Raw genomic sequence first — 26,150 nt, 5'->3', positions numbered from 1 at the left:
CTGTCCATATGGGGCAGCTTTTTTGCTTTTTGCTCAGTGTAGCTTTTTAAATTGTATATGAATTCAATATTAATAATATATATCCTAAAATTTGGTTTTTGTATTTTGGGATTTTTTTCTTTTTACCTACATTAATTATTTATTAGAATATCTTTTATGTTTAAAATAAGATTTTTTGATAAAAGGGGATATAAGTATCTTTATAATAAGTCACCTAGAAAAACAATGTATTATTATATTTTTTTACTAACTAATTCAGCTTTAAGCGATAAAAACAATGGCTACATGCTAACTGTAAAATATTATCCATATAAAATTATTCCTCTTTAATATTTCTGAAAATATAAAAATATTAATTTTATAAATATACACGTTATAATGAGGGCGTCGAGAGAAATTTTATTATCTCTGGAGAAAATATAAAAAATGCGATTATTAGTAAGAAAGGTGTGTGATTAGAGGCGAAATGTATGTAATGTGCTTCAGTGGCTTGTGTAAGCAATATCATCAGTGCTACCGAAGTTATGAAGGTAATGTATAGAATTGAGAAAGAAATGCCTCGCAAATGAAGAGAGGCCGGTTTAGCTAAAATTACTGTTAAAAGTAAAAAAGAGAAACCATTAAAGTAATACACTGTTATTAGAAATGTTGCAACGTATTTATGAAGTCTATTCTATATTGTTCTCTTAAGGGGTCTTTATATAAAGAGCGGATATTACGAGTAAACTTTTTTGTGAACGCTAACAATTATATTAGGACGCTAATTAGTGAATGTTTCAATTTGGATTTATTATGATGAAGGACATACAATGTGGGGCAACTTGTAAGGAATTCATTTTCCAGAAAGGGAATATTTGTTAAATGTAAAGAGAGATGCAGGAATAGATACAAGGGGGAGTTATTATATGAACGGGAATACTGCAAAGAAAATAGAAGTTCAAGCTGAAAATACCGCACCAAAAAATGAGCAATATGCAGATCCGAAAAAGTGGCATAAGCAGGATACTACATGGGCACTGAGTCTATTTGGAACTGCAATTGGAGCAGGGGTGCTCTTTTTACCGATTAATGCAGGTTCAGGTGGTTTATTATCTTTACTACTAATTACATTACTTGCATATCCAGTTATGTACTACTCACATAGGGCGCTTGCTAAAATGATATACGCTTCTAATTCTGCTGATGAGGGGATCACAGGTACAATTAGAGAGTATTTCGGAAATAAAGCGAGTATCATTTTTAACATCGTATATTTCGGTTCAATTTATACAATCGTACTAATGTATTCGGTTGCGCTTACAAACACTGCAAGTAGTTTTATCGTGCATCAATTGCACATGCCAGAACCTCCAAGAGCTATTTTATCACTTGTATTAGTTCTTGGTCTTATCGCTATACTAAATTTTGGTCAAGATATTACTGTAAAGGTAATGAGTATGTTAGTGTATCCTTTCATAGTTTCTCTACTTTTTATTGCAATATCTTTAATTCCACAGTGGAATACGTCAATGCTTAGTTTTTCAGCTGTTTCAACTGCTTCAACAGGAACAGGCTATTTTGGGGCGATATTGATGATTCTACCAATCATCGTATTCTCATTTAATCATTCACCTATGATTTCATCATTTGTTGTGAAACAGAGAGCTACGTATGGAATCGAAGCCACTGATGCTAAATGTGCGCAAATACAAAAGGTTTGTTATATCATGACATTCGCTGTTGTTATGTTCTTCGTTTGGAGTAGCGCATTGAGCTTGACTCCAGATGATATAAAAATGGCAAAAGAACAAAACTTATCAATTCTTTCATATCTTGCTAATGAGCTTAATTCGCCTGTAATCACTATTGCAGCTCCAATTATTGCTTTTGTGGCTATTACAAAGTCTTTCCTTGGCCATTATATCGGAGCATTTGAAGTAATGCGTGACATGATTATTAAGTTCGGTAAATCACGTGGAAAAGATATTGAAGAAAAAACAATTAAGACAATAATCCTTACTTTTGTTGTATCATCATGCTGGTTTGTTGCTTATACAAATCCAAGTATTCTTGGACTTATTGATTCTCTAAGCGGTCCTTTAGTTGCTGCTATCTTATGTCTATTACCGATGTATGCGATTCAAAAAGTTCCAGTACTAGCTAAATACAAAGGGAAAATGAGTAACGTATTTGTTATTATTGTAGGTGTACTTACTGTCTTAGCAAGTATTAAATCATTATTCTAATTCACTACTGTTGGTTTTAGTATCAAAATAGTTGGATCTGAGAAAAGAAGGAGCAAGTTTTGAATAGTTTTTTTCAAAACTTGCTCTTAAAATATTCTAATGAATTAATTTTACAAATAAGTTTATTCATATTAGTCATCTAGCATTTTGGTTATATACTCATCCAATATTATCAAGACCTAAATCGAGAAATTTTAAATATCAAGCGCCTAACGTATTATATATCCCTAATATGTTAGGCGCTTTTATTTTGGATAATAAATTTTGAACCTGAATTTGAATAGTATCTCTATTTGATGCTTATTTAATATTGTAAAATTTTTATTGAAAATTCGAGGTTTTAAAAGTACCATATACATATTCAAACATTTGAAGATGTATATGGTACTTTTGAAAATTGAGGAAAAGTAACGGAGGGATTTCAATGGGAAACGAAATGCAACAATTTAAAGCAGATTTCTTTAAAGCCTTAGCACACCCTTTGCGAATAGGTATCTTAGAATTATTGTCAGAAGGTGAAAAAAGCGTAAACGAAATTCAAGATATTCTAAATAAGGAAGGTTCAGCTGTTTCTCAGCAATTAAGTGTACTACGTTCAAAAAACATTGTTGTTGGTAGAAAAGATGGAAAAAGAGTTTTATATTCTTTACGAGACCCTATTATTGTGGATTTATTGGTGGTTGCACGGAAGATTTTTAACAACCATTTAATCGATACGATTTCAATGTTAGAAGAGCTAGATGGAGCAGAAAGTGAAATGATGGCTAAGGAGGGATAGGTTGAGTATTGAGGTTAAGAAAGAAGATATCATCCAACATGGGATTGAAACATTTCGCTCATTAGGAGCTCATTACGTTTGTGAAGTTTGTATAAAAAGTGGAAATTCTTGTTGTTTTTCATGCCAACATTTACAAGATGGAGTTGGATGTCGAAAAAGAAATACTGCTTGTACAGCTTGGTTATGTGGAATTCAAGGTTTTTTATTTGATCAAATAGGATTACTGGATGAATGGAATCGTTTTTGGAGTGAAATTCCAGGACAAATGTTTCGTAGAGATATTACTCCAGATAAGGTAAGGATTAGATCGTTTATTGATACGAAGAAGCTAGATAGTCGAGCCGGAGAACGTCTAGCAGAAAGATTGAAATCCTATGTACAACAAGGTGGAGATATAGGTGAATTGGAGTGTCATTTAAGTAAAACATATAGTAAATATTAGGATGGTTTTTCTTTTTGTGAAAAGGACAATTTTCTGTATAAGGGACCGAGAAATACATTTGTAATCCAGATCTATTAAAAATAGAAAAGAAGGGTTTGTAATGAGAAAGTTATTTACAGGAAGGTTTGAAGGATATTCATTAGCACATTTTCAAAAGGATCTTCTTTCAGGAATGATTGTTGGAGTTGTTGCGATTCCACTTGCTATGTCTTTTGCTATTGCCTCTGGTGTTAAGCCAGAGTATGGGATTTATACAACCTGTATTGCTGGAATACTCATTTCACTGTTTGGTGGTTCGAAGTATCAAATTGGAGGACCTACAGGTGCTTTTGTTCCGATTCTTTTAGGAGTTGTAATTACCTATGGATACGAAAATTTACTACTCGCGGGTTTGTTAGCTGGAATTATTTTATGTCTTATGGGAATCTTCAAGCTAGGCTCTTTAATTAAGTTTATTCCACGTCCTGTAACAATTGGTTTTACTTCAGGTATTGCTGTTATTATTTTTACGGGACAAATTGCTAGTTTTTTAGGTTTAACAGGTATAAAAAAGCATGAGGAATTTCTAGCGAATTTGAAGGAACTCTTCACTCATATCAGTACTACCAATTTTTATAGTGTTATAACTGCTTTGATTTGCTTTTTTGTTATACTCATAACACCAAAGATTTTACCAAAAGTGCCTGGTTCATTAGTAGGTGTTGTTATTTCAACTGTAATTGCAACTGTATTTTTCTCAGGTTATGTACCTACTATTGGTACAGCATATGGTACGATTCCAAATACACTTCCTCATTTTGATATACCAGAAATCACATTAGAACGTATAAAGCAGTTAATTGGTCCTGCATTTGTTATTGCGATGCTCGGTGGAATTGAATCACTTTTATCCGCTGTCGTGGCAGATGGTATGACAAATAGTAAACACAACAGTAACAAAGAGCTTATCGGTCAGGGGATTGCCAATATTGTTACCCCGTTATTTGGCGGAATTCCGGCAACTGGAGCGATTGCACGTACAGCAACTAATATTAAGAGTGGAGCTGTATCTCCGATGGCGGGTGTTATTCACGGAGGATTTGTGTTATTTACACTTCTACTGTTAGCGCCATATGCTTCACATATTCCACTTGCTAGTATGGCCCCGATTTTAATGGTGGTAGCTTGGAATATGAGCGAGCAGAAACATTTTTATCACATACTTAAAATGAAGACGGGAGATTCTCTTGTATTATTGGTAACATTTTTACTTACTGTATTTACTAGTTTAACAACAGCTGTAGAGATTGGTCTTATATTAGCTATTATTTTGTTTACAAAACGTATGAGTAATATGCTTGTCATATCAAAAGTGCTTCCTGATCATACAAAAAGAAATGAAAAATTGCTACCACATGTGGTAAATAAAGCTCATGATTGCCCACAAATTAGCATTTATACAATAGAAGGGCCATTATTTTTTGGGGCTGCTCAAACATTTGAACAAAATATTTTAGCGACTATTCATTATAAACCTAATGTTTTAATTTTACGTATGGGAAAAGTTCCTTTTATTGATACCACAGGAGAGTCTTACTTTAGGAATATTGTTCAGCACTTCAAAAAACAAGGTGGCGTACTTCTTATTTCTGGAATTCAATCAGAGCTAAAAGCCAATCTAGATAAGAATGGATTGTACGCTGAGATTGGGGAAGAAAACTTTTTTAATCATACCGGAGAAGCAATTAATTGTGCTTTAGGACATCTGAATACAAAAAAATGTATAGGGTGTAAGCATTTTGCTTTTCATGAATGTACAGGGCTTTCTCAGCAATCTCAGGAAATCAATACAATAAAGAATAAAGAAAATGCATTAGATTTTTAAAAATTTCACTTCACATACAAAGTTTGTTTGAGTTAATCTACTTTTTTAATCATTTTATTAAAAAAGTAGAGAAGAAGAAAGTTTGCTTTGGAGAATGTGGAGAAGATTTTTTACAAGGTGTGAACAAGTAGTTTTTTTATACATTCAACAAATAAGTATCAAAAAGCAAGAAGAGAATATTTTCCGTACATTTAAACGAAAAACGAAAAACGAAAAACGGAAATTAAAAATAATATTTATTTAATAGAATAAACGAAAACGAGTGGAGGAAATAAAAATATGCCTAATTTACCAAATTGTCCAAAATGTAATTCAGAATACACTTACGAAGATGGGAATCTTTTTGTTTGTCCAGAATGTGCTCATGAGTGGACTTTAGAATTAGAAGCTGAAAATAGTGAAGATACAAAGGTAATTAAAGATGCAAATGGAAATATTTTAAACGATGGTGATTCTGTAACAGTAATTAAAGATCTTAAAGTAAAAGGAACTTCATCAGTTGTAAAAATTGGTACAAAAGTAAAGAGTATCCGATTAGTTGATGGAGATCATGATATTGATTGTAAAATTGATGGTTTTGGAGCTATGAAATTAAAATCTGAATTCGTTAAAAAGGTATAAATACAAATTTTGTTACATCAAAATTAGTTTGAAGTTAATGAATATACACTGTTTTTCAGCTGTACCCCGTGCCCGACAACTTAAGAATTTCGAATTACCCCGAAATGATAAAATGAACTTTTTGGTTATGATTCAGCAGATTTTTTTTGAGTACCATGAAATTTTAGCTTGCTAGCGATATAGTACTGCCGAAATATTTGAAATAGCTATAAGACTATTCTTTCGATGGTATGATGAAAGATGTGGAAAAGGAATAGGTCTCAATCAGACCTCAATATTAATCTTCACCATTAGCAACAAAAAACCACCTCTCATAAAGGTGGTTTTTCAGTATTAATATATTTTAATTAATCACGTCTAAATGGACCTTTTGGAGCAATTAGCTCTAAATTAGTACTATCTGAATCGGGGGAAGTAGGCAATTCCTGTACCAAATCCAGTTTTCTAGCCGTCTTCTTGAAAGATAATTGGTTCGTCATCTGGGTGCTATCCTATGCCCATCAAGCTAACAAAATGGATTGCCTCTGAAACAAAAATGATTTTTATTACTATAAAAAACGTAAAGTATCTGTTTTTAGAAAAAATTAATTTTTATAAATTGATGGAGATATAACTCAATTCTTTTATATATGTAGTTAAATATGATTGTCAGAATGAACTTAAAGTAATTATGATTTCTAGAAATACGAACTGATGTTTTGAATTGGTTTAAAGTTGCTGGAACAAAATAAAACCAATTGAGCAAAAAACTTGCAAAAATAAAAAGAGAGATGTATATTAATTGATGTATCAATAATTGATACATCAATTAATATTTTAACAAGAAAGAAAAGGAACATTTTATGAAGGAAATGTTCGTAAATATCAGTGGAGAAGAACGCAAAATACTTATTCATGTTCTATTACAGATGCAAAAAAATGTAGAGAATATTAAAGAATAGAGAGTGTAGGGGGCAGAATAGTGTGGAAATAATCGCAGCTATTTTAGTCGGGATCGTAGCATTAGAACATTTGTTTATCATGATCCTTGAAATGTTTTTTATTGATTCAAAAGTAGCGAAACGTGCTTTCAAATTACCGAAGCATTTAGAAGGAGATCGAAACGTAGCCATTATGTTTGCAAACCAAGGTTTATATAATGGATTTTTAGCGGCTGGTCTCATTTGGGGACTTGTACTTGGGCTCAATCCAATTGGTTATATGGTCCAATTATTTTTCGTGATTTGTGTGGTGATAGCAGCTATTTTCGGAGGTTTCACATCTAATAAATCAATTATTGTGAAACAAGGACTTCCAGCTGTTTTAGCATTGGTTGCCCTTTTATGTATAATATAGAATCAAAGTTTTTCAATAAAAGAACTCATTTTTGAAAAGAATACGCTATTCTTTCTTTAGAATTATAGGAAAGGATGGCGTTTTTGTATGTCTATTTCTATATGTAGTGAATTATAACTATTCTCTCAAGGGACTCAACTGCTTTTCAGCTTTTGGATATATTTTCATCCATCTTTGTTTCCTCCTATTGTTGGATAGTGTAATAATTGATAAAAATTTTGATGAAATTGGATTATAACGATTGATCAAAAAAGTTAGTGATTAAAAATATTATTCTTTAGTACATACATTTTTAAGATGTTAAATATATTTCATAATAGTCTCTGTAAGATAGGGATAAGTAGAATAGTACTTTTTATAACTTTGAATGTCATTCATAATAGCACCAGTAAGAAGAAAACAAGCTTTACGGTACTACTAGTTACCAAAGATGTTACAGTAGTTTATTTAGAATCAGATTGATTGAAAGGTTGTACTATATGGCCTAATAATTTCGAAAAAATGTCGGTGTGGCATAAAACAATTATGGAGGTTAAAGATATGAGTACTTCAAATTTGAATGAAATAAGTAAACAAATTTTAAAAGAGGAGGAAACACTTCAATTTTCCTCTTTTACAAATGATGATGCCTTGCAACTAGGTTTATTTATCGTTGAAACAGCAAAGCGAGAGGAGAAATTGATTGCTGTTGATATAACGAAAAATGGTGTGCAATTATTTCATTTCAAGATGACAGGGACAAATGAGGAAAATACGAAATGGATTGAGCGTAAAAAACGAGTCGTTTCCCTGCATGATCGTAGCTCGTATTATATGCAGATACAAAGTGAAATAACTGGGGTCTCCTATAATGAAAAATATCTTTTAGATACTTCAGAATACGCTGCGTTTGGTGGATGTTTTCCTATCAGAATAAAAAACGTAGGGGCTATTGGAATGATAACAGTTTCAGGATTACCACCAGAAGAAGATCACGAATTGGTAATAAGGGCAGTTAAAAATCATTTGAAGCAATAGTAAAAGTAAATGTGATGGTTAAGTAAAAGCCAAGAATGAACATATTATTGTTCGTTTTTGGCTTTTTATTATTTTTTCTTATAGTCGGCTAAGAGGGTTCTTTTACAGGTAGTACTTAATTGTGCAATGTTCTTTAAATTGCATCGTTTTGTTCGAGTGAGCGAAATTGCTGTAATTGAAGATGCTCTAAATTAATGTGAAATTTGGTGATTAAAGTAGCTACATTTCATCTTTGTGTAAATATGAAACAAGCAGGATACATGAATAGAGAATGGGTAAAATAGTACCGAATGATGATTAGATTTTATGAATGATGTTATAAGGCTTTTTTTAGGAAAACTGAAGGAAGCAGTGTGTTTAGATTTAGAATGACTGGCAATGGGTGCTAGGAAGTTCAATGATTCAAAAATGAACTCATTTAAACGCATATTATCTTCGAGATGTATCATTTTGAAGAATATTAAAACTTAGGAGGAACGTAATTATGACAAAAGATTTCTATACTGCACTGAAAGAAAGACGTACTTACTATGGGATTAATAAAGAGGTACAAGTATCGGATGAAAAAATTAAAGAAATCGTGGAGTTTGCTGTGAAATATACTCCATCCGCTTTCAATTCTCAAACTGCACGATTAGTTGTATTATTTGGTGAAGCTCATGATAAATTATGGGATATTACCACTGAAACATTAAGAAAAGTAGTTGGAGATGGAGATTTTTCAGGAACGCAACAAAAAATGGATTCTTTTAAAGCTGGTTATGGAACAGTATTATTCTTTGAAGATGAGGCTATCGTTAAATCGCTTCAAGAAAAATTTGCTGCATATGCTGAAAACTTCCCAATTTGGTCACACCAAGCATCAGGTATGCACCAATTAGTCGTGTGGACAGGTTTAGAAGCAGAGGGATTAGGGGCATCATTACAACATTATAATCCGTTAATTGACGATGAGGTAAAACAAGAATGGAATGTCCCTGCTAATTGGAAACTAATTGCACAAATGCCATTTGGTAATCCAACAGCTGCACCAGGTGAAAAAGAATTCCAACCACTTGAAGAGCGTGTGAAATTTCATAAGTAATATTCGAATGTAATAAAATCGAAATTTAATCAGTGGTGGTCTTACTGTCCGCAAATAGCAGGGGAAGCTAACTGTATTGTAAAAATAAAACTGTTTATTAATAAAAAAGCTTATTCGTTTTTTTTATTAATCGAGTATGTATGAATAAAAGATTTTAAAACACTATTTTAATCTGTAAGGGAACAAGGTGATCGTTTTGATCACCTTGCTTTATTTCTTACATTTTATTTATTAAAAAACGCTAGCTTTTCATAAATGCTTGAAAAATTAGCGTTTTAATAATAGGTATCTGTAATTTGATTACTTAAAACTATATACGAAAAAGCTTTTATGTTATTCCTCAAGTTCTATCCATTCCTGTGACCATTCTTCTATTCCGCGAATAATAGCTTCTAAAGCAAATCCTTTTTGAGTTAAAGAATATTCTATACGAACTGGTGTCTCAGGAAAGACTTTACGTTCGACAATTCCTTCTAGTTCTAATTCTTTCAATCTTTCTGAAAGTAATCTTCCGCTAACAGGAAGAGAAGATTCAAGTGTACAAAAGCGCTGAGATCCAGAAAAAAGTTGGTAAATAATTAGTGCTGTCCATCGTTGACTAAAAAATTTCATTCCTTTTTCAAAGCGAGGGCATAATGTAGAATCATTCATTTTCCTTCACCTCCTAAAATAAATTATATAACATCTTACTATTAGTAACAAATGTTTTTATAATTAATTACTTGACGTAAATTGATTACGAATGTATACTCACTTACATAAAGTAACTAAGTTGTTTTATGTAACTAAAACTCTTTTCTTTAAATGGCCAAAGTTGTAATGATACATATTGCATATAAGCTGAGAGAAAAAAGAATAGCATCTGTAAAAACACTTACGTTGTGTAAGTTAAACAATAAAAAATATAACAATGGAAGAGAATTTTAGAGATTCTCTATACTAGGAGGTACCTAATGGTTACAACAGATACAATTCATATGTTAGAAGATAAAATTCAATTTATACATCAAGATGGAAAGGATATTTATTTAGTAGGCCCTATCAAATTGCCAATTAATTTATATGGGGAGACTAAAGTTTTTCAATGGTATTCTTGGTTACAATGTAGTGAGGTTACAAATAGTGTAGAAGGAATTATCGAAAAACTCTCATCTATTAATTTAGCTGATATGCAGCAATCTAGTGTACTTGTATATGGTGATTTTGAGAATTCTGAAGATGCCCTAATTCGTATGCATAGTATTTGTCACACCGGTGATATCTTTGGTAGTAAACGTTGTGACTGTGGATTCCAATTAAAGCAGTCTTTACAAATGATTATAGAACATGGTTCAGGTGCTTTATTTTACTTAGCGAATCATGAAGGAAGAGGAATTGGCTTGTTTAGTAAAGCTATGACGTACCTCTTGCAAGAAAATGGGTTAGATACAGTAGAAGCTAATCTGAACCTAGGTTTTGAAGATGATGTTCGAAACTATGATGATACAATTGAAGTATTAAAAGCGCTACGCTCAAAACCTGTAAAACTTATTACAAATAATCCGAAAAAATTAGAAGCGTTACAAAAAGCTGGATTAAATGTTACGAGTCGTGAACCGTTATGGGGTGATGTCTCAGAGTTTAATGAGAAATATTTGCAAACGAAGATTCAGCGTTCTGGACATTTTGAAGGGGGACACTTACATGCTTGAGCATGAATTGTATATGAAGCTAGCACTAGAAAATGCCAAGGCTATGAAGGGACAAACGACTCCAAATCCATTGGTTGGATCTGTAATTGTAAATGATAATCGAATTGTAGGGGTCGGAGCACATATGAAGGCCGGAGAACCACATGCCGAAATACATGCGATACGTATGGCTGGAGAACAGGCACGTGGTGGTACAATTTATGTAACTCTTGAACCTTGTTCTCATCATGGTAGAACAGGGCCTTGTGCTGGAGCAATTGTACAAGCAGGAATTAAGAAGGTAGTAGTTGCTACACTTGATCCAAACCCGCTTGTTTCTGGACGTGGAATTAAAATTCTACAAGATGCAGGTATTGAAGTACTTGTAGGAGTGTGTGAAGAAGAATCTAAAAAAATGAATGAAGTCTTTAATAAATATATTTTGACAAAGCGCCCATTTGTAACGATTAAATCAGGAGTTACATTAGATGGGAAAATCGCTACGTCTTTATCGGATAGTAAGTGGATTACATCTACAGAAGCAAGACAAGAAGTACACCAAATACGAAACGAAAATGCGGCTATTTTAGTAGGAGCGAATACTGTTCAAAAGGATAATCCATCATTGACAACGCGTATTCCAAATGGCCGAAATCCAATTCGAGTAATATTGGACTCGACGTTACGCATACCGATGGAAGCTAACGTTGTTACAGATAGAGAAGCTCCTACCTGGATATTTACAACAAGTAATCATGCAGAGGAAAAAAAGAAAGCATTAGAAAATGCAGGAGTTAAAGTATTTGTTACTAGCGGAGAAAAGCATATAAACTTACATGAAATGCTTGATGTTTTAGGACAAAAAGGAGTTTCCTCCCTGCTTATTGAAGGTGGTGGAGAAGTAAATGCTTCGTTTATTGAAAATAAACTAATGGATAAAATTATTTTATATTTCGCACCTAAAATTATTGGAGGTAGATTGGCGCCTAGTTTTGTAGAGGGGACTGGTATTACTAAAATGAAAGATGCAATTGAATTTAAGGATATATCATTTACCCAGATTGGAAAAGATTATAGATTTATTGGCTATCCAGCATATCGGAAAGATGAGAAATAAGGGGAATAAAAACTACTTATATGTTCCGGTAAATGGATTGCAGAAAGGAGCGATGAAGAGTGAAGTTTGGATTTGATATCGATGATACATTAATTGATTTAAGGCAGCATGCTTTTCATTTATATAATAAGAAATTAAACAAAAAAGTAGGGTTGGATGTATTCCATTCTTTAAAAACAATTGAAATTCATGAAGCATTTGGCATGACTTCGGAGGAAGGCGGTCATATGTGGAATAGTTTGCTGGATGAGATTTATTATACTTCTTGTTCACCGTTTCCGTATGCTGTAGAGACATTGCAAGAATTAGAAAGACAGGGACATGAAATTTACTATATAACGGCGCGACCTAAAGAGCATGGAGAGCAAACAAAAAAATGGTTAATAGAAAAAGGATTTCCGGTACATGAAGATCGCTTTTTCTATGGAATGAAGGATGAAGAAAAAATACACTTCATACAAGAAATAAAATTAAACTATTTCTTTGATGATAAGCCGGCTGTTTTAGAAACGTTAATAGGAAAACCGATAAATGTATATGCAAAAACTACTTCTTACAATCAATATCTCAATATCCCGCGTATTACAAATTGGATGGAGTTAGGAGATATTATAAAGAAAGATATGTGAGGATTTAAATGGAAAATCAAATAGAGCCAAGAGCATATTGAGTATTACAATTTTAGAGGAAAGACATACGTATTATGTCTTTCCTTATTTTTTAATACTATCGTTTTTATTAGTGTGATGTGCTAGGAGTACTTCTAATAGAGGGGAAATAGAAAAATGAGCAATAAGAAAAATATTTTTAAGCTAGTCTTGTATGGAAGCGTAATTTATATATCATACCAGTGATGGTTTTCCCTGGTGCCACAGTATATGCGGATATTTTGGGTAAGAAGTTCAAGAATTAATGAGATGTGTTCATGATCATGAATTTTTGGAAAACGAAAATTACAATGTTAGGTTATTTTGAATCAGTAGTGGACGATATGCAAAATTACATATTACAAAATAAACATCGTAATTTTTGGATTCTTGGTATAAAATACATTATTTAAACTATATATTAGAATGGAGAAAGTGAATTGGAATTATTAAGAAACAGTAAGATTGGTACAAAACTAAACATATTAATAACTATATCAAGTATTGCATGTATAGTATTATCCCTAATAGGGTTTTGGGGGTTAGAAAGAGGGAAAAGTACTTCCTCTAATATGTATGAGGATAATTTACTGCCAATTGAGTGGATTGGAATTGTAGAATCTAATTTTTATCACGTTAATATGAACTTTATGGAAATAATGTTATCAAAAGATGAAAAAAGAATGAACGAATTAATAAGAGAAATGGATGGGATTCGTAAGGAAAATGATCATCTTTTAAAGCAGTTTGAGGCTAAACTTATTTCTACTAAAGAAAAAGAATTATATAACACGTTTCATGAAACATTTAATGAATTAAGGACTCAAATGAAGAAAGCACAAGAATTAGGGAAGTCTAATAATGAGGAAGCATATGCATATTATCTAAAAGAGATTGAACCTAATATGCAAAAATCAATAAAATCAATTCGTGAATTGATTTTATATAATAGTAATAATGCAGAGCTTTTACAGAAGGAAAATAATAATAGTGCTCAAAATACAATGATAATGTTTGTTAGTATTTCGATTTTAGCAATTTTAATAATTATATTAATTGGATATGTTATTAAATTAACTATCCGAAAACCACTTGCATTACTACAAAATGATATGGAAAAAGTAGCAGCTGGAGATTTAACAACACGTACTCCTTATAAAGCAAATAATGAATTAGGGCATATTGTTCAGTCTTTTAATAGTATGTTAGATAACCTTCAACAATTAATTGCGAATGTTAAGATGACAACACAAGAGGTTATTTTTACTACGGAGGGCGTATTACAAGATACAAATCGAGCGTCTAGTATTTCAAATGAGGTTGTACAGACTGTTTTAGAAGTAAAAACAAAAATAGAAGGACAGGTAACTAGTATTCAGGAGAGCTCATCCTCAATGGAAGAAATTACAACCGGGGTGCAAACTGTAGCTGAATCTTCAGCAGTAGTCGCTGAGGTAGCAGTAACGACTACAGAACGAATAAATATCGGTAGTGAAGTGATAAATCACTCTATTCTTCAAATGAATAGTGTGCATGATGTTGTCGAGGAAACATCAAAAGTAATAAATAAACTTGTTACACGTACACAACAGATTGATACAGCTCTCGCTGCAATTACTAATATTGCCGAACAAACGAATCTTCTTGCCTTAAATGCCGCTATTGAAGCGGCACGTGCTGGAGAGAATGGGAAAGGATTTGCAGTGGTTGCCGCAGAAGTTCGAGACTTGGCTGAGCAATCTAAAGAATCTGCAAAAGAAGTTAATCATTTAATAAAATCCATTCAAAAAGATACCCAAGATACAGTTAATGTCATGCAAAAAGGACAACAAAAGGCAGTAGAAGGAAAAGAAGCTGCTTACAAAGCGAATCAAACCTTCTTGTCTATTATGAGAGATATTGATAAGATTACAGGTCAAATTCAAGAAGTATCCGCAGCGACAGAAGAGATGTCTGCTGGTACAGAAGAAGTAAATGCTTCTCTTTCGCTAGTTTCTGAAACTGCAACGGATGTGAAAAAGGAGACTCTTCAAACTGTAAATTCAATTCAATCACAGGCCGTATCAATTGAACAAATATCAATCCAATCCAACAAGATGAAAGAAAAGGTGGAAGAATTAACGGAATTGGTTTCAAAATTTAATATTACAGAACAAAAAGAATGAGTAAATTGTAAAAGATTAGGTACGGCTATCAGCCTAAAAATAATTGATTTTTTACGATTAAAAAGATTTTAGTAATTAATTCAATCACAAGTGTAATAACATGTATAAAAAACATGAAGACTTAAGAGTCTTCATGTTTTTTTTATTGAATAATGTCTGAAAAAATATTGATAATTATACGATATTTTGGAATTTATCACAAAATATTCATATATGCAAAATTACATACATTTAATGATTGATAATCACGAGTTAATGTAACTATAATAATTACACTGATAAGTAACTTATTGACGACAGTTATAAGTGAAGAAGGAGGGCTTTATTGTATTTTGTATATAAAAAAATAGAGAAGGAGATATGCAAATGAAAAGGTTACTTGTTATAGGCCTAATGTATACAATGTTTTTCCTCATAGGAAATATACACTTACATGCTGATGAACGAATAAATGCAAAAAAAATTACTAGTTTAGAAGAGCCTACTTGGATATTTCAGGCGGGCATAAGTAAGGGGAAATATCATGACCGACAAGATTTAGGATTTATTTTGAGGAGAAATACACCATTAAAGGTAAGACAAACAAATCCTAATTTTAAAGACAAATTAACATTACGTTTATTGTCTAATGACTCAAAAAATGAAAAATCCATACAAGTAGGAAATGAATGGGTTACTATCCAAGGTGATACGTCTTTAGTTCCTTTCATAGATACTCCGTACGGTGAAGAGCACGCTGTACTTGAGTACCAAGTAGGGAATGAAAGTGCTACTAAACCCCTTCCCATTTATAAACAACAAGGAAGTGTATCTCAATTTTTTAGTGCATGGGATCAATTTGATGGAGAGTATGCGTTACTTCAAGGGGAGAGTTTTCAATTATTTGTACCTAAAAAAGATAAAGAGTTAGTAAGATCTTTAAAAGATTTTCAATCGTTGGATGAGTTAATTGCGTATTATGAAGATATTTTTGTGATGTATGATTCAATTATTGGTTTAGATGGCTCAACGTTTGAAAATAAAAAAAGTCAAAATCGTTATTTCTTAAAAGCAGATATATCTGGTGCTGGCGGTGCCTATTATGGCACAAATTGGACAGCGAATAGTACAGATAGTACAAAGATGTGGTTAGATAAACTAAGTTGGGGAACTTTACATGAAATCGCTCATGGATACCAAGCTGGTTTTGATAATCAAGGAATATTTACAGGAGAAGTTTCTAATAATCTATTTGGTGTTCAATATCAATATAGTAAATACGGCAAAAAAGCAGATCAAGTTGGTTGGTTGTTTAATTTCGGGAAAAAGGAACAGGTAGAACGGAATTTATATAATGCTCTAATGAAAGAAAATAAAAATTATGATGATTTAGATTTACGACAAAAACTTATTCTTTTAACGATGGCGAAACAAAAAGCTGGCGATGAAGCATTTGCAAAAATGTATCAAGGTTATCGAAAACTAGCTAACAATACTGCTTTCAAAAAAGGTGACCATTCTTTACCAGATTTAATGAATCAGTATTATAGTGAGAATGGACAAGTTGATTTTACACCTGTTTTTGAAAGGTGGGGTTTTAAGCTTAATCATAAACAAATAGAGATGAATAGGGCGAAAGGTTTTCCGGCTGTTACTTCTTTAGCTTATATAGTGCCTGAATCACAATTAGCGAAAGCAAGAGCTATAGTTGATCCTGATATTCCGATAAACTCCAACTTCGAAATAGTTACGAATCAGCAAATTGCTCCACTTGGGCTAAAAGGGAATTTGCATATCCATTTAAATACAAATGAAATAGATACATTAAAAGGAGGAAAAATTAAATTAAAAGAAGGGAATACAGTTATTCAAGAGAAAACAATTGAAACAACAGATATCAATTTACAAGACGTACCAAATGGAGTGTATACGGTTGAAATTTCAGGTGGGAAAACGAATAGTATGTACCATTTCAGTTCGTATTATGCCTATGTAAAAGAAAAAGATAATAGTCTAAAGGTTGATATTAACGAAATGAAAGTGAGTAAGTTGGTAAATGAAACGATTCAATTCCTAGGATTAGGAGATGACCAGTTTGCCGTATTAAATACAGACTTAGAGCAAAATCGAGCTATTTTTACGATTACTACTAAAACGCCTCATAGCTATTATGCAGGTGAAAAATATGCATCGATAGAGGTCTTTAATGAAAAAGGTGAAAAAATTTATACGAAGGAAATGGAAGGAACAAATGTAACAATTGTAAAAGATATCATTCCACTAAAAGAGGGATATAGAATTAAAATCTATCATGATGAAATAAAAAAACGATTAACTAGTAAAGCTACTATTATTAATCCTATGAATAAAATGAATGAATTTATAATAACAAAATGGGGATTGAAAAATACTTCTTTGCAAAATAATCCAGAAGAAAATCTTATACAAAGAATTGATGAAGAAATGGAAGCGATTATAGGTAATCAGTTTTTAAAAGAGATACCAATGCAAAAATTAGAAATGAAAAAGAATGTGTGGATGGCAATAAATATGTTATCAGAACCACAAAAAATAACGTATATGAATAAATATAAAGATAGCTTATATAATGAATAATTTTTGAGAAATGAATTGAATCTAAAAAAGTAGCAAACCAATCTATTAACCTATGTATGTAGAGGTATGTAAAAACGATTGGCTATAGTTAAAATTTTTTATCTATGCTTAAAATTCTAAAATACATTTATTTAATTTAATAATACGATTATAAAGGGGTAAAAATATGAATAATTTCGTAAAGGTAGGTTTAACTACAGGAGTGGTGTTATCGGCGATTATGCCTTATGGAGGAGTACATGCGGAAACAGAAGATTTAAAAGTGGAAACAAAGGAAGATACGTTCCGAACAGGTAATTTAACAGCACCTTCTCAAAATTCGGCAGAAAATGTAGCAAAGGATGCACTAAAAGGAAAAACAGAACAAGCATTATCATCAAAGCAAGTTAATACGGAATCCAAAGTTAATTATAATGTTACGCAAAGTCGTAAATCTTATGATGGTACTACATTGGTACGTCTTCAACAAACGTATGAAGGACGTGATGTATACGGATATCAACTAACAGCACATATTAATGATGATGGTGTACTTACGAGCGTTTCGGGAGATAGTGCCCAAAATTTACAACAACAGGAAGATTTGAAACAACCTATTACTCTATCAGAAGAGGATGCAAAGAAACAGCTTTTCAACATCTATGGAAATGATCTAACATTTATCGAAGAACCAGAAATTAAACAAGTGGTATATGTAGATGAAAATACAAATAAAGCTACAAACGCATATCAAATTACTTTTAGTGCATCTACACCTGAATATGTATCCGGTACAGTATTAATTGATGCTTTTGGTGGTAATCTATTAAAAGAACTCGTTCAAAAATTGGGTATACAAGTAGAGAGTAGTATTGTCCAATCTGCGACATCAAATAAATCAACAGATCCTTCAAAATTAACAGGTACAGGAAAAGATGACTTAGGTATTAATCGTACGTTTGGAATTACACAAAGAAGTGATGGAACGTACATGCTTGCAGATTATTCTCGTGGTAAGGGAATTGAAACATATACTGCTAATTATAAAGATTATAATAATTATAGAAGAAATGTATGGGGTTATCTCGATGATTTAGTAACAAGTAATTCTACAAATTTTACAGATCCTAAAGCAGTTAGTGCCCATTATTTAGCAACGAAAGTATATGATTTTTATCAAGAAAAATATGGACGTAACAGCTTTGATAATAACGGACAAAAAGTAATTTCTGTCGTTCATGGTTGGAACACAAATGGTACGAATAAAGGAAATCCTAAGCAGTGGTTTAATGCATTTAGTAATGGCGCTATGCTAGTATACGGAGATCCAATTGTTAGAGCATTTGATGTGGCAGGACATGAATTTACACACGCAGTTACAAGAAATGAGTCTGGACTTGAGTACGCAGGAGAAGCTGGTGCAATTAATGAAGCGTTATCTGATATTTTAGGAGTAGCCGTTGAAAAGTATGCCAATAACGGAAAGTTCAATTGGACAATGGGAGAACAATCAGGTCGTATTTTTAGAGATATGAAAAACCCATCATCTATCTCTTCTAGATATCCAGAGGATTATAGGCATTATAATAACTTACCTATTGATGCTGACCACGATCATGGTGGTGTACACACGAACTCTAGCATTATTAATAAAGTAGCTTACTTGATTGCTAGTGGTGGAAGCCATAATGGAGTAAACATACATGGCATTGGAGAAGATAAAATGTTTGATATTTTCTATTATGCAAATACGGATGAATTAAATATGACTTCTGATTTTAAAGAATTAAAAGAAGCTTGTATTCGTGTAGCAACGAACTTATATGGTAAAGACTCATTAGAAGTACAAGCTGTCCAACAAGCCTTTAAAGCAGCGTATATTTAATATTATTGTGATGAATTACAAACTCTTACATTTTAATATAGTGATTAATTTGTATTTATAGACAAAAACCTTGTAGAATTTTTCTGCAAGGTTTTTTTGAATGTTATCCCGCTATTTGCTGGGCAGTAAGACCCCCACCTCAAAATTTAGCTGTTATTTTTTTACTTGTTGTAAAGGATGGAAAGCTTTTAAGGTTGTGGCACGCCTTTTAAGAAAAAGATAAGGCGAAGCGATCTCGCTGTTATTTTCCAACAACAAACATTTGTTATTTGTATTATTTAGTGAAAGTTACCAAACGTTTTTCAAAACTATTTTACCTATTGCTTTATTTGACTCCAAATATTCATGTGCTTGTGCAACTTCATCAAACGTAAAAGGTTTAGAATCTAGCAATGGACGAAGTTTTCCTTCTTCTACAATTTGCGTTATTTTTGTTAAGATTTCTCCGCAATCATTACGCTTATCTGTATGTAATATTTTTAATGCCATAAAAGTAACGTGCAGAGAGAGTCCTTTTGCGTGTAAAGGAGAGAGGTCATGGGTTGAACGAGCTGCAATAGTTACGACAGTTCCATTGACCGCAGCAGCTTCAAAAGAATGATCAAGATTCTTGCCGCCTACTGTATCAAATATAACTTCAAATCCGTTTCTGTTCGTATGTTTTTGTACATATTCTTGAACAGATTCTTCTTTATAATTAATAGCTATATCGGCTCCTAAACGATGGGCTATTTCCATTTTGTTTTGCTGAGAAGCTGTTGTGAAAACTTTAGCGCCTGCCCATTTAGCTAGTTGAATGGCTACGTGTCCTACGCCACCAGTAGCTCCATGAATGAGAACATTTTGACCAGGTTTAATATTTGCACGATCAAATAAAGATTCCCAAGCTGTAATTGCAACTAATGGTAGAGCAGCAGCTTCTTCCATTGTTAAATTGTTAGGTTTGTGAGCAATTAATCGTGCATCGGCAAGCATAAATTCTGCAAGTGCACCTCCAGTTTCTTTAAAACCTCCAGCACATCCGTATACTTTATCCCCTGATTTGAATTTCGAAACACCTTCTCCTACTTCAATAACAATACCAGCTACATCGCCGTGTAATATAGCTGGAAACTCAGGAGCGACGGCTGAAACGGCCCCACTACGCATTTTTGTATCGATTGGATTTACACTTGTTGCTTTTACATCGATTAGAACATGACCTGGTAAAAGTTTTGGTTTTGAAACTTCTTCTAATTGAAATACAGATGAATCCCCAAAAGAATGGATAATTTGTGCTTTCATAGTTTATACCTCCTGTTTGTGGTTATAGCATAGCAAAGTACGAAAAATAAGTATAATATTTTGAATTTTGTTAGTGAGAATTTTATATAAAGAAGAGGAAAGTGCATGAAATGAAATAATGTAACGTACTTCTAAAAACTACTGTAAAGCTTTTTGAAGAAAGGGTAGATGTTATTTTTGCAGCATGATTTATTCATTATGTTTATTATTACTCACTTAGTATAGGTATTTTAAAGTGCCTACATCACTTTAAAGTACGTACTGCTATTCATGTTATGGCCGATTTATAATAACACTCGTAGCACAAAGAAAGTTATAACGATTACAATAGGCAACAATGTGGTGTTACAGTATTGCCTATCAATTTTGAGTAGAAATATGAAAAGTATAGATTTATATGAATGAAGGAAAGAAAGTGGATTGTGGGCTACAAAAAGATAAAATCGTCTTATTGTAGAGAAGCCTTTTGATTACAATGCGAAATTAATTGAAGATTTTGATGAAACTGATATTTATTATAATGATCATTATCTTTGAAAATGAATGGTAACTAGGAATACACTTAGAAAAGTATTACGAAATAAATCGTATGTAATTCAAGACATTTTTATTGACGATAATAATTTATGTGGTTAATATACTATACATAAGATTATTTAATTACTAAAAGTAATCTGATATAAAATGTTTTGTTGAATTCTATAAATAAGTAAGTTGTGGTAGAAATGCTTTGAATTGCCACTATTAATATTGGGGACAATTAGAAAGCGAAAGGTATAAAAAGAATTGGAATTTGATAACTCTTTGTTTTTTTATAAAAACAGGGGCTTCTGTACAATTCATTTTTAAAATATTGACAAGGATTATACAACAAGAGGGGGACTGAACTTGGAATCAATGACCTTTGTTTTATTTGGAGCGACAGGGGACTTAGCGAAACGCAAAATTTACCCCGCACTATATAACTTATATAGAGATCAAAAGCTTCCAAAGCAAATATCTGTTATCGGGCTTGGAAGACGTCAAGTATCTCATGAAGATTTTCAAGAAAGAATAAAAGAATCAATAGAGACGTTTTCTCGTCAGAGGGAAGAAGGTACTCCGGAACTCGAAGGCTTTTTAGATAATTTTCGCTATTGTCCATTAGATGTGAGTAAGCCGGAAGATTATGAGAGGTTATTACAAGTCGTTCGTGAAAGGGAAGAAGAACTACATATAAAAGGGAATAGAATGTTCTATCTTTCAGTTGCTCCTGAATTTTTCGAGACCATTGCTTTAAATATTAAGGAAAGCGGACTTGATAAAACGGATGGATGGAAACGTCTGATGATTGAGAAACCATTCGGGCACGACCTTACATCTGCTCGTGAGCTGAATGATAAGCTTAGTCGCACGTTTGAAGAAGACGAGATATACCGTATTGATCATTATTTAGGTAAACCGATGATTCAAAACCTTGAAGCATTAGAATTTGCAAATCCTGTTCTCCAATCAATTTGGAATAAAGAACATATAGCGAATGTGCAAATCACAGCGAGTGAAACAGTTGGGGTTGAAGAAAGGGCAGGATATTATGACCAGGCAGGGGCCATTCGAGATATGGTTCAAAATCATATGTTACAAATATTAATGATGACTGCTATGAATCTGCCGGAAAAGGTTAATGCATGTGAAATTCGAGAGGAAAAGCGAAAGGTAATGGAAACGCTTCGTAAAGTGAAAAAAGAAGACGTTCAAAGCCATATCATTCGCGGACAATACGCTGCAGGTGAGATAAAAGGCGGGCAAGTTGTAGCATACAAAGAGGAGCCAGGAGTAAATCCTTCTTCTAACATAGACACATTTGTTGCTGCTCGCCTGTGGATCGATAATCCATTTTGGACTGGCGTTCCCTTCTATATACGAACAGGCAAACGAATGAAAGAAAAGTCTACTCGTATTGTAATCGAATTTAAAAATACGTTAAAACAGCAATATCAAGATAATAATCCAAATGCAGCACCTAACTTATTAATAATTGAAATTAGCCCAGGTGAGAACGTTTCATTACAGTTAAACAGTAAAAATCCATTGAAAAATGGAGAAATTGAACCGATGCGTATTAACTTTACTTGTGAGCAAGCGGATGTGGGAGTACCTGAAGCGTATGAAAGACTCATTCATGATGCTGTGAGTGGAGACGCTACATTCTTTGCACATTGGAGAGAAGTTGAATTGTCATGGGAATGGGTACAACCAATTCTTGAAGCGTTCGAGGAAAACTTATTACCGCTTCATGAATATGAGTCTGGTTCATATGGTCCAGAAGCGTCTAATGAACTGTTACAAGAAAGTGGATTTAAATGGTGGTTAGATCAAGAGACGGAAAAATAAGTACTTTCTTTAATGAAAGCATTTAGGGGGACGATTACTATGACACAAAACATAAATCAATTAGCAGTGAATACACTTCGTACGTTATCGATTGATGCTATTAATGCGGCAAACTCAGGTCATCCAGGTCTTCCGATGGGAGCAGCACCAATGGCTTATGCATTATGGGCGAATCATTTAAATTACAATCCTAATCACCCAGAATGGTTTAACCGTGATCGTTTCGTTTTATCGGCGGGACATGGATCTAGTCTGTTATATAGCCTACTTCATTTAGCTGGATATGACGTTTCAATTGATGACTTGAAAAATTTCAGAAAGTTAAATAGTAAAACACCTGGACATCCTGAGTTTGGGCATACTCCTGGAGTTGAAGCGACTACAGGCCCGTTAGGACAAGGGATTGCTAATGCTGTAGGAATGGCAATGGCAGAAGCTCATTTAGCAGCGAAGTTCAATAAGGATGGTCACTCTATTATAGATCACAATACGTATGCTTTAGTCGGAGATGGTGACTTAATGGAGGGTGTCGCTTATGAAGCGATGTCAATGGCAGGACATATGAAACTTGGTAAGTTAATTGTACTGTATGATTCAAATGAAATTTCACTTGATGGTCAATTAGGCATTGCTTTCTCTGAAGATATTCAGAAAAGGGCAGAATCTGTACATTGGCAATATGTAAGAGTTGAAGATGGAAACGATGTTGATGCGATTACAAAAGCTATTCAATCAGCGAAAGAAAATACGGATCAACCTACTCTTATAGAAATTAGAACCATTATAGGTTATGGAAGTCCAAAAGTTGCTGGAACGAACAAAGCACATGGTAATCCGCTTGGAGTAGAAGAAGCGACAGCGACAAAACAAGTGTATGGTTGGGATTATGAGGAAGATTTCTTTGTACCTGAAGAAGTAAAAGCTCATTTTAATGAACTAAAACAAAAAGGTATTGAAAAAGACAATGACTGGAATGAGCAGTTCAACTTATACAGAGAAGCGAATCCTACACTGGCAGATGAATTAGAAAAAGCGATTACAGGTGAGGTTTTAATTGAAGCAAAAGACATTCTATCTTTTGATACTAAAAAAACGATTTCCACTCGTGTTGCAAGTGGGGAAGCTATTAATCATTATGTGAAATCGATTCCTTCTATTTTCGGTGGAAGTGCGGATCTTTCTCATTCTACGATGACAGATATAAAAGGTGAAGCAGTATATGCAGTAGAATCATATGCTGGACGAAATATATATTTCGGTGTACGTGAACATGCAATGGGCGCTGCAGCGAATGGATTGGCGCTTCATGGAGGAGTAAAACCTTTCGTAAGTACATTCTTTGTATTTAATGATTATCTTCGTCCGTCCATACGACTGGCTGCACTGCAAAAGTTACCTGTTACTTACGTATTTACACATGATTCGATTGCTGTAGGAGAAGATGGTCCAACGCATGAACCAATTGAACAATTGGCAGCTCTTCGAGCAATTCCTGGTTTAACAGTTATCCGCCCGTCAGATGCAAATGAAACAGCAAGTGCTTGGGCGTATGCTTTACAGCAAACGGATGGTCCAGTCGTTTTAGTACTGAGTCGTCAAAATTTACCGGTGTTTAATGAAACGAAAGCGAACATAGAGAATTTCTCTAAAGGAGCTTACGTATTAACACAAACAAATGAAAATCCGGATGTAATTTTAATTGCGACAGGTTCTGAAGTATCCTTAGCTGCTAGTGCGAAAGCAAAATTAGAAGAAGATCAAGTTTCTGTTCGCATCGTTGCAATGCCGAGCTGGGAGTTATTCGATCGCCAATCGAACGAATATAAAGAATCCGTTCTTCCGTCTTCTATAACGAAACGAGTATCTCTTGAGATGGGTGTATCTCTCGGTTGGGAACGTTATGTAGGACAAGAAGGAAAAGTACTATCAATTGAAACATTTGGAGCTTCAGGAACTGGAGCTGAAGTCATGAATCTATTTGGATTTACGACAGAAAATGTTGTTCAAATTACAAAAAATGTGTTGAATTCTTAAGCTATGACTGTGAATACCTTTCTGTACATACTAACATTTCAGTGCTGAAAGGTATTCCAGATTGTAGTGATATGGATTTTTAATAAAAGATGATTTGAGGAGGAATTATATTATGCAAGTAGGATTAATTGGGTTAGGTAAAATGGGATTAAATTTAGGGAAAAATTTAATGGATCATAAACATGAAGTAGTAGCGTTTGATTTAAATACGAGCGCAGTAGAAGAAATGAAAGAGTACGGGGCAACAGGTACATCTAGTTTAAGTGAACTTGTTCAGTCATTACAATCACCAAGAATTCTTTGGGTAATGGTACCACACGCTGTTGTTGATTCTGTTATTGATGAGGTTACACCACTTTTATCAAAAGGAGATATTTTAATTGAAGCTGGTAATTCACATTATAAAGAGTCTATCCGCCGATATGAGCAATTAAAGAAAGATGGCATTCACTTTATGGATGCAGGAACTTCTGGTGGAATGGAAGGCGCTCGTAATGGTGCTTGTTACATGATCGGAGGAGATCAAGAAGCTTGGGACATCGTTGAACCTATCTTCCGCGATACTGCTGTAGAAAATGGATTCTTATATGCTGGAAAAGCTGGTAGTGGTCACTTCTTAAAAATGGTTCATAACGGAATTGAATACGGTATGATGGCTGCTATTGGTGAAGGATTTGAGATTCTAGAAAAAAGTGAATTTGACTACGATTATGAAAAAGTATCAAGAGTATGGAACAACGGTTCAGTCATTCGTTCTTGGTTAATGGAATTAACAGAAAATGCATTTTCTAAAGATGCAAAACTGGATGAGATTAAGGGTGTTATGCATTCTTCTGGTGAAGGAAAATGGACAGTAGAAACAGCATTAGACCTTCAAACAGCAACTCCTGTTATCGCAATGTCTCTATTAATGCGCTACCGCTCATTAGACAATGATACATTTACAGGAAAAGTTGTAGCAGCTCTGCGCAATGAATTTGGCGGACATGCAGTAGAAAAGAAATAAAGTGAAACTTTAATAAGTAGGGGCTTCAT

At 33.3% G+C, this 26,150-nt stretch carries 20 protein-coding genes and 1 pseudogene; 19 read left to right on the top strand and 2 right to left on the bottom strand.

Translation table 11 applies throughout. The features are described 5' to 3' along the window. Nucleotides 1-905 precede the first annotated feature (905 nt). The 8 genes from NST27_RS16555 to NST27_RS16520 all read left to right on the top strand — a co-directional run bounded on the left by NST27_RS16555 (nt 906) and on the right by NST27_RS16520 (nt 9,366). Nucleotides 906-2,225 (top strand): aromatic amino acid transport family protein, encoded by a 1,320-nt coding sequence (locus NST27_RS16555; protein ID WP_001014184.1) that lies wholly within the window; start codon nt 906-908, stop codon nt 2,223-2,225. 424 nt (nt 2,226-2,649) lie between these two features. Beyond that, the gene (locus NST27_RS16550) at nt 2,650-3,003 is read left to right on the top strand and encodes an ArsR/SmtB family transcription factor (protein ID WP_000526189.1); all 354 of its coding nucleotides are present in this window, start codon (nt 2,650-2,652) and stop codon (nt 3,001-3,003) included. A gap of 1 nt (nt 3,004) precedes the next feature. Then, the gene (locus NST27_RS16545) at nt 3,005-3,445 is read left to right on the top strand and encodes a hypothetical protein (RefSeq protein ID WP_000021461.1); all 441 of its coding nucleotides are present in this window, start codon (nt 3,005-3,007) and stop codon (nt 3,443-3,445) included. Between the two features lie 100 nt (nt 3,446-3,545). Further along, entirely contained in the window at nt 3,546-5,309 is a 1,764-nt protein-coding gene (locus tag NST27_RS16540) for a SulP family inorganic anion transporter (RefSeq protein WP_001228488.1), read from the top strand. 279 nt (nt 5,310-5,588) lie between these two features. Further along, entirely contained in the window at nt 5,589-5,930 is a 342-nt protein-coding gene (locus tag NST27_RS16535; RefSeq protein WP_001133198.1) for a zinc ribbon domain-containing protein YjdM, read from the top strand. Nucleotides 5,931-6,893: 963 nt separating this feature from the next. Further along, nucleotides 6,894-7,265: a DUF1304 domain-containing protein gene (locus tag NST27_RS16530; RefSeq protein WP_000402471.1), complete on the top strand. Its 372-nt coding sequence runs from the start codon at nt 6,894-6,896 to the stop codon at nt 7,263-7,265. Nucleotides 7,266-7,766: 501 nt separating this feature from the next. Further along, complete coding sequence (locus NST27_RS16525; protein WP_100070332.1) at nt 7,767-8,282, top strand: heme-degrading domain-containing protein; 516 nt, start codon at nt 7,767-7,769, stop codon at nt 8,280-8,282. A gap of 484 nt (nt 8,283-8,766) precedes the next feature. Beyond that, nucleotides 8,767-9,366, top strand: coding sequence for a nitroreductase family protein (locus NST27_RS16520; protein WP_000158938.1), 600 nt, complete (start codon nt 8,767-8,769; stop codon nt 9,364-9,366). Between the two features lie 333 nt (nt 9,367-9,699). Here the strand turns inward: NST27_RS16520 and NST27_RS16515 are convergent, their stop codons facing one another. After that, nucleotides 9,700-10,017: a winged helix-turn-helix transcriptional regulator gene (locus NST27_RS16515; protein ID WP_001000104.1), complete on the bottom strand. Its 318-nt coding sequence runs from the start codon at nt 10,015-10,017 to the stop codon at nt 9,700-9,702. Nucleotides 10,018-10,319: 302 nt separating this feature from the next. On the opposite strand from NST27_RS16515, the gene NST27_RS16510 reads away from it, so the two are divergent. The 7 genes from NST27_RS16510 (at nt 10,320) to NST27_RS16480 (ending at nt 19,424) form a co-directional block, all read left to right on the top strand. Further along, on the top strand, nt 10,320-11,057 hold the full coding sequence (locus NST27_RS16510) for a GTP cyclohydrolase II (RefSeq protein ID WP_000258863.1): 738 nt from the start codon (nt 10,320-10,322) through the stop codon (nt 11,055-11,057). Next, the gene (gene ribD, locus NST27_RS16505; protein WP_000889433.1) at nt 11,050-12,153 is read left to right on the top strand and encodes a bifunctional diaminohydroxyphosphoribosylaminopyrimidine deaminase/5-amino-6-(5-phosphoribosylamino)uracil reductase RibD; all 1,104 of its coding nucleotides are present in this window, start codon (nt 11,050-11,052) and stop codon (nt 12,151-12,153) included. Before NST27_RS16510 ends, ribD begins: the two co-directional genes overlap by 8 nt. A gap of 59 nt (nt 12,154-12,212) precedes the next feature. Then, nucleotides 12,213-12,782 (top strand): 5' nucleotidase, NT5C type, encoded by a 570-nt coding sequence (locus NST27_RS16500; RefSeq protein ID WP_000668223.1) that lies wholly within the window; start codon nt 12,213-12,215, stop codon nt 12,780-12,782. A gap of 296 nt (nt 12,783-13,078) precedes the next feature. After that, nucleotides 13,079-13,213 (top strand): hypothetical protein, encoded by a 135-nt coding sequence (locus NST27_RS16495; RefSeq protein ID WP_000605685.1) that lies wholly within the window; start codon nt 13,079-13,081, stop codon nt 13,211-13,213. Nucleotides 13,214-13,240: 27 nt separating this feature from the next. Further along, nucleotides 13,241-14,965, top strand: coding sequence for a methyl-accepting chemotaxis protein (locus tag NST27_RS16490; protein ID WP_000421999.1), 1,725 nt, complete (start codon nt 13,241-13,243; stop codon nt 14,963-14,965). 366 nt (nt 14,966-15,331) lie between these two features. After that, nucleotides 15,332-17,560 (top strand): putative mucin/carbohydrate-binding domain-containing protein, encoded by a 2,229-nt coding sequence (locus NST27_RS16485; protein WP_000826249.1) that lies wholly within the window; start codon nt 15,332-15,334, stop codon nt 17,558-17,560. A gap of 166 nt (nt 17,561-17,726) precedes the next feature. Next, complete coding sequence (locus tag NST27_RS16480; RefSeq protein ID WP_001058954.1) at nt 17,727-19,424, top strand: M4 family metallopeptidase; 1,698 nt, start codon at nt 17,727-17,729, stop codon at nt 19,422-19,424. 288 nt (nt 19,425-19,712) lie between these two features. On the opposite strand, the gene NST27_RS16475 is transcribed toward NST27_RS16480, so the two are convergent. Further along, a complete protein-coding gene (locus tag NST27_RS16475) occupies nt 19,713-20,708 on the bottom strand; it encodes a zinc-dependent alcohol dehydrogenase family protein (RefSeq protein WP_000647256.1) in 996 nt (331 codons plus the stop codon). Between the two features lie 408 nt (nt 20,709-21,116). Here NST27_RS16475 and NST27_RS16465 point away from each other — a divergent pair. The 4 genes and pseudogenes from NST27_RS16465 to gnd form a co-directional block, all read left to right on the top strand. Continuing rightward, nucleotides 21,117-21,245, top strand: a pseudogene (locus tag NST27_RS16465) (glucose-6-phosphate dehydrogenase); the annotation flags it as partial. Between the two features lie 351 nt (nt 21,246-21,596). Further along, nucleotides 21,597-23,081 carry a glucose-6-phosphate dehydrogenase gene (zwf, locus tag NST27_RS16460; protein ID WP_000445359.1) on the top strand — a complete coding sequence of 495 codons (1,485 nt, stop codon included), beginning with the start codon at nt 21,597-21,599 and terminating at the stop codon, nt 23,079-23,081. Between the two features lie 39 nt (nt 23,082-23,120). After that, a complete protein-coding gene (gene tkt, locus NST27_RS16455) occupies nt 23,121-25,115 on the top strand; it encodes a transketolase (RefSeq protein WP_000193050.1) in 1,995 nt (664 codons plus the stop codon). Nucleotides 25,116-25,227: 112 nt separating this feature from the next. Beyond that, nucleotides 25,228-26,121 carry a phosphogluconate dehydrogenase (NAD(+)-dependent, decarboxylating) gene (gene gnd / locus NST27_RS16450; RefSeq protein ID WP_001195925.1) on the top strand — a complete coding sequence of 298 codons (894 nt, stop codon included), beginning with the start codon at nt 25,228-25,230 and terminating at the stop codon, nt 26,119-26,121. Nucleotides 26,122-26,150 lie beyond the last annotated feature (29 nt).

The sequence above is a fragment of the Bacillus sp. FSL W8-0770 genome, assembly GCF_038008705.1.
In the GTDB taxonomy this organism is placed as follows: Bacteria; Bacillota; Bacilli; order Bacillales; family Bacillaceae_G; genus Bacillus_A; species Bacillus_A cereus.
The sequence above is the reverse complement of the archived record's forward strand: the minus strand, read 5'-3'. Positions and strand labels throughout refer to the sequence as shown.

Excerpts from the sequence above, each read along its gene's own strand:
- NST27_RS16535 (WP_001133198.1), top strand. The coding sequence starts at position 5,589 with ATGCCTAATTTACCAAATTGTCCAAAATGTAATTCAGAATACACTTAC.
- NST27_RS16510 (WP_000258863.1), top strand. The coding sequence starts at position 10,320 with ATGGTTACAACAGATACAATTCATATGTTAGAAGATAAAATTCAATTT.
- NST27_RS16485 (WP_000826249.1), top strand. The coding sequence starts at position 15,332 with ATGAAAAGGTTACTTGTTATAGGCCTAATGTATACAATGTTTTTCCTC.
- NST27_RS16515 (WP_001000104.1), bottom strand. The coding sequence starts at position 10,017 with ATGAATGATTCTACATTATGCCCTCGCTTTGAAAAAGGAATGAAATTT.
- NST27_RS16520 (WP_000158938.1), top strand. The coding sequence starts at position 8,767 with ATGACAAAAGATTTCTATACTGCACTGAAAGAAAGACGTACTTACTAT.
- gnd (WP_001195925.1), top strand. The coding sequence starts at position 25,228 with ATGCAAGTAGGATTAATTGGGTTAGGTAAAATGGGATTAAATTTAGGG.
- NST27_RS16550 (WP_000526189.1), top strand. The coding sequence starts at position 2,650 with ATGGGAAACGAAATGCAACAATTTAAAGCAGATTTCTTTAAAGCCTTA.
- tkt (WP_000193050.1), top strand. The coding sequence starts at position 23,121 with ATGACACAAAACATAAATCAATTAGCAGTGAATACACTTCGTACGTTA.
- NST27_RS16540 (WP_001228488.1), top strand. The coding sequence starts at position 3,546 with ATGAGAAAGTTATTTACAGGAAGGTTTGAAGGATATTCATTAGCACAT.
- NST27_RS16480 (WP_001058954.1), top strand. The coding sequence starts at position 17,727 with ATGAATAATTTCGTAAAGGTAGGTTTAACTACAGGAGTGGTGTTATCG.
- NST27_RS16555 (WP_001014184.1), top strand. The coding sequence starts at position 906 with ATGAACGGGAATACTGCAAAGAAAATAGAAGTTCAAGCTGAAAATACC.
- ribD (WP_000889433.1), top strand. The coding sequence starts at position 11,050 with ATGCTTGAGCATGAATTGTATATGAAGCTAGCACTAGAAAATGCCAAG.
- NST27_RS16475 (WP_000647256.1), bottom strand. The coding sequence starts at position 20,708 with ATGAAAGCACAAATTATCCATTCTTTTGGGGATTCATCTGTATTTCAA.
- NST27_RS16495 (WP_000605685.1), top strand. The coding sequence starts at position 13,079 with ATGATCATGAATTTTTGGAAAACGAAAATTACAATGTTAGGTTATTTT.
- NST27_RS16525 (WP_100070332.1), top strand. The coding sequence starts at position 7,767 with ATGTCGGTGTGGCATAAAACAATTATGGAGGTTAAAGATATGAGTACT.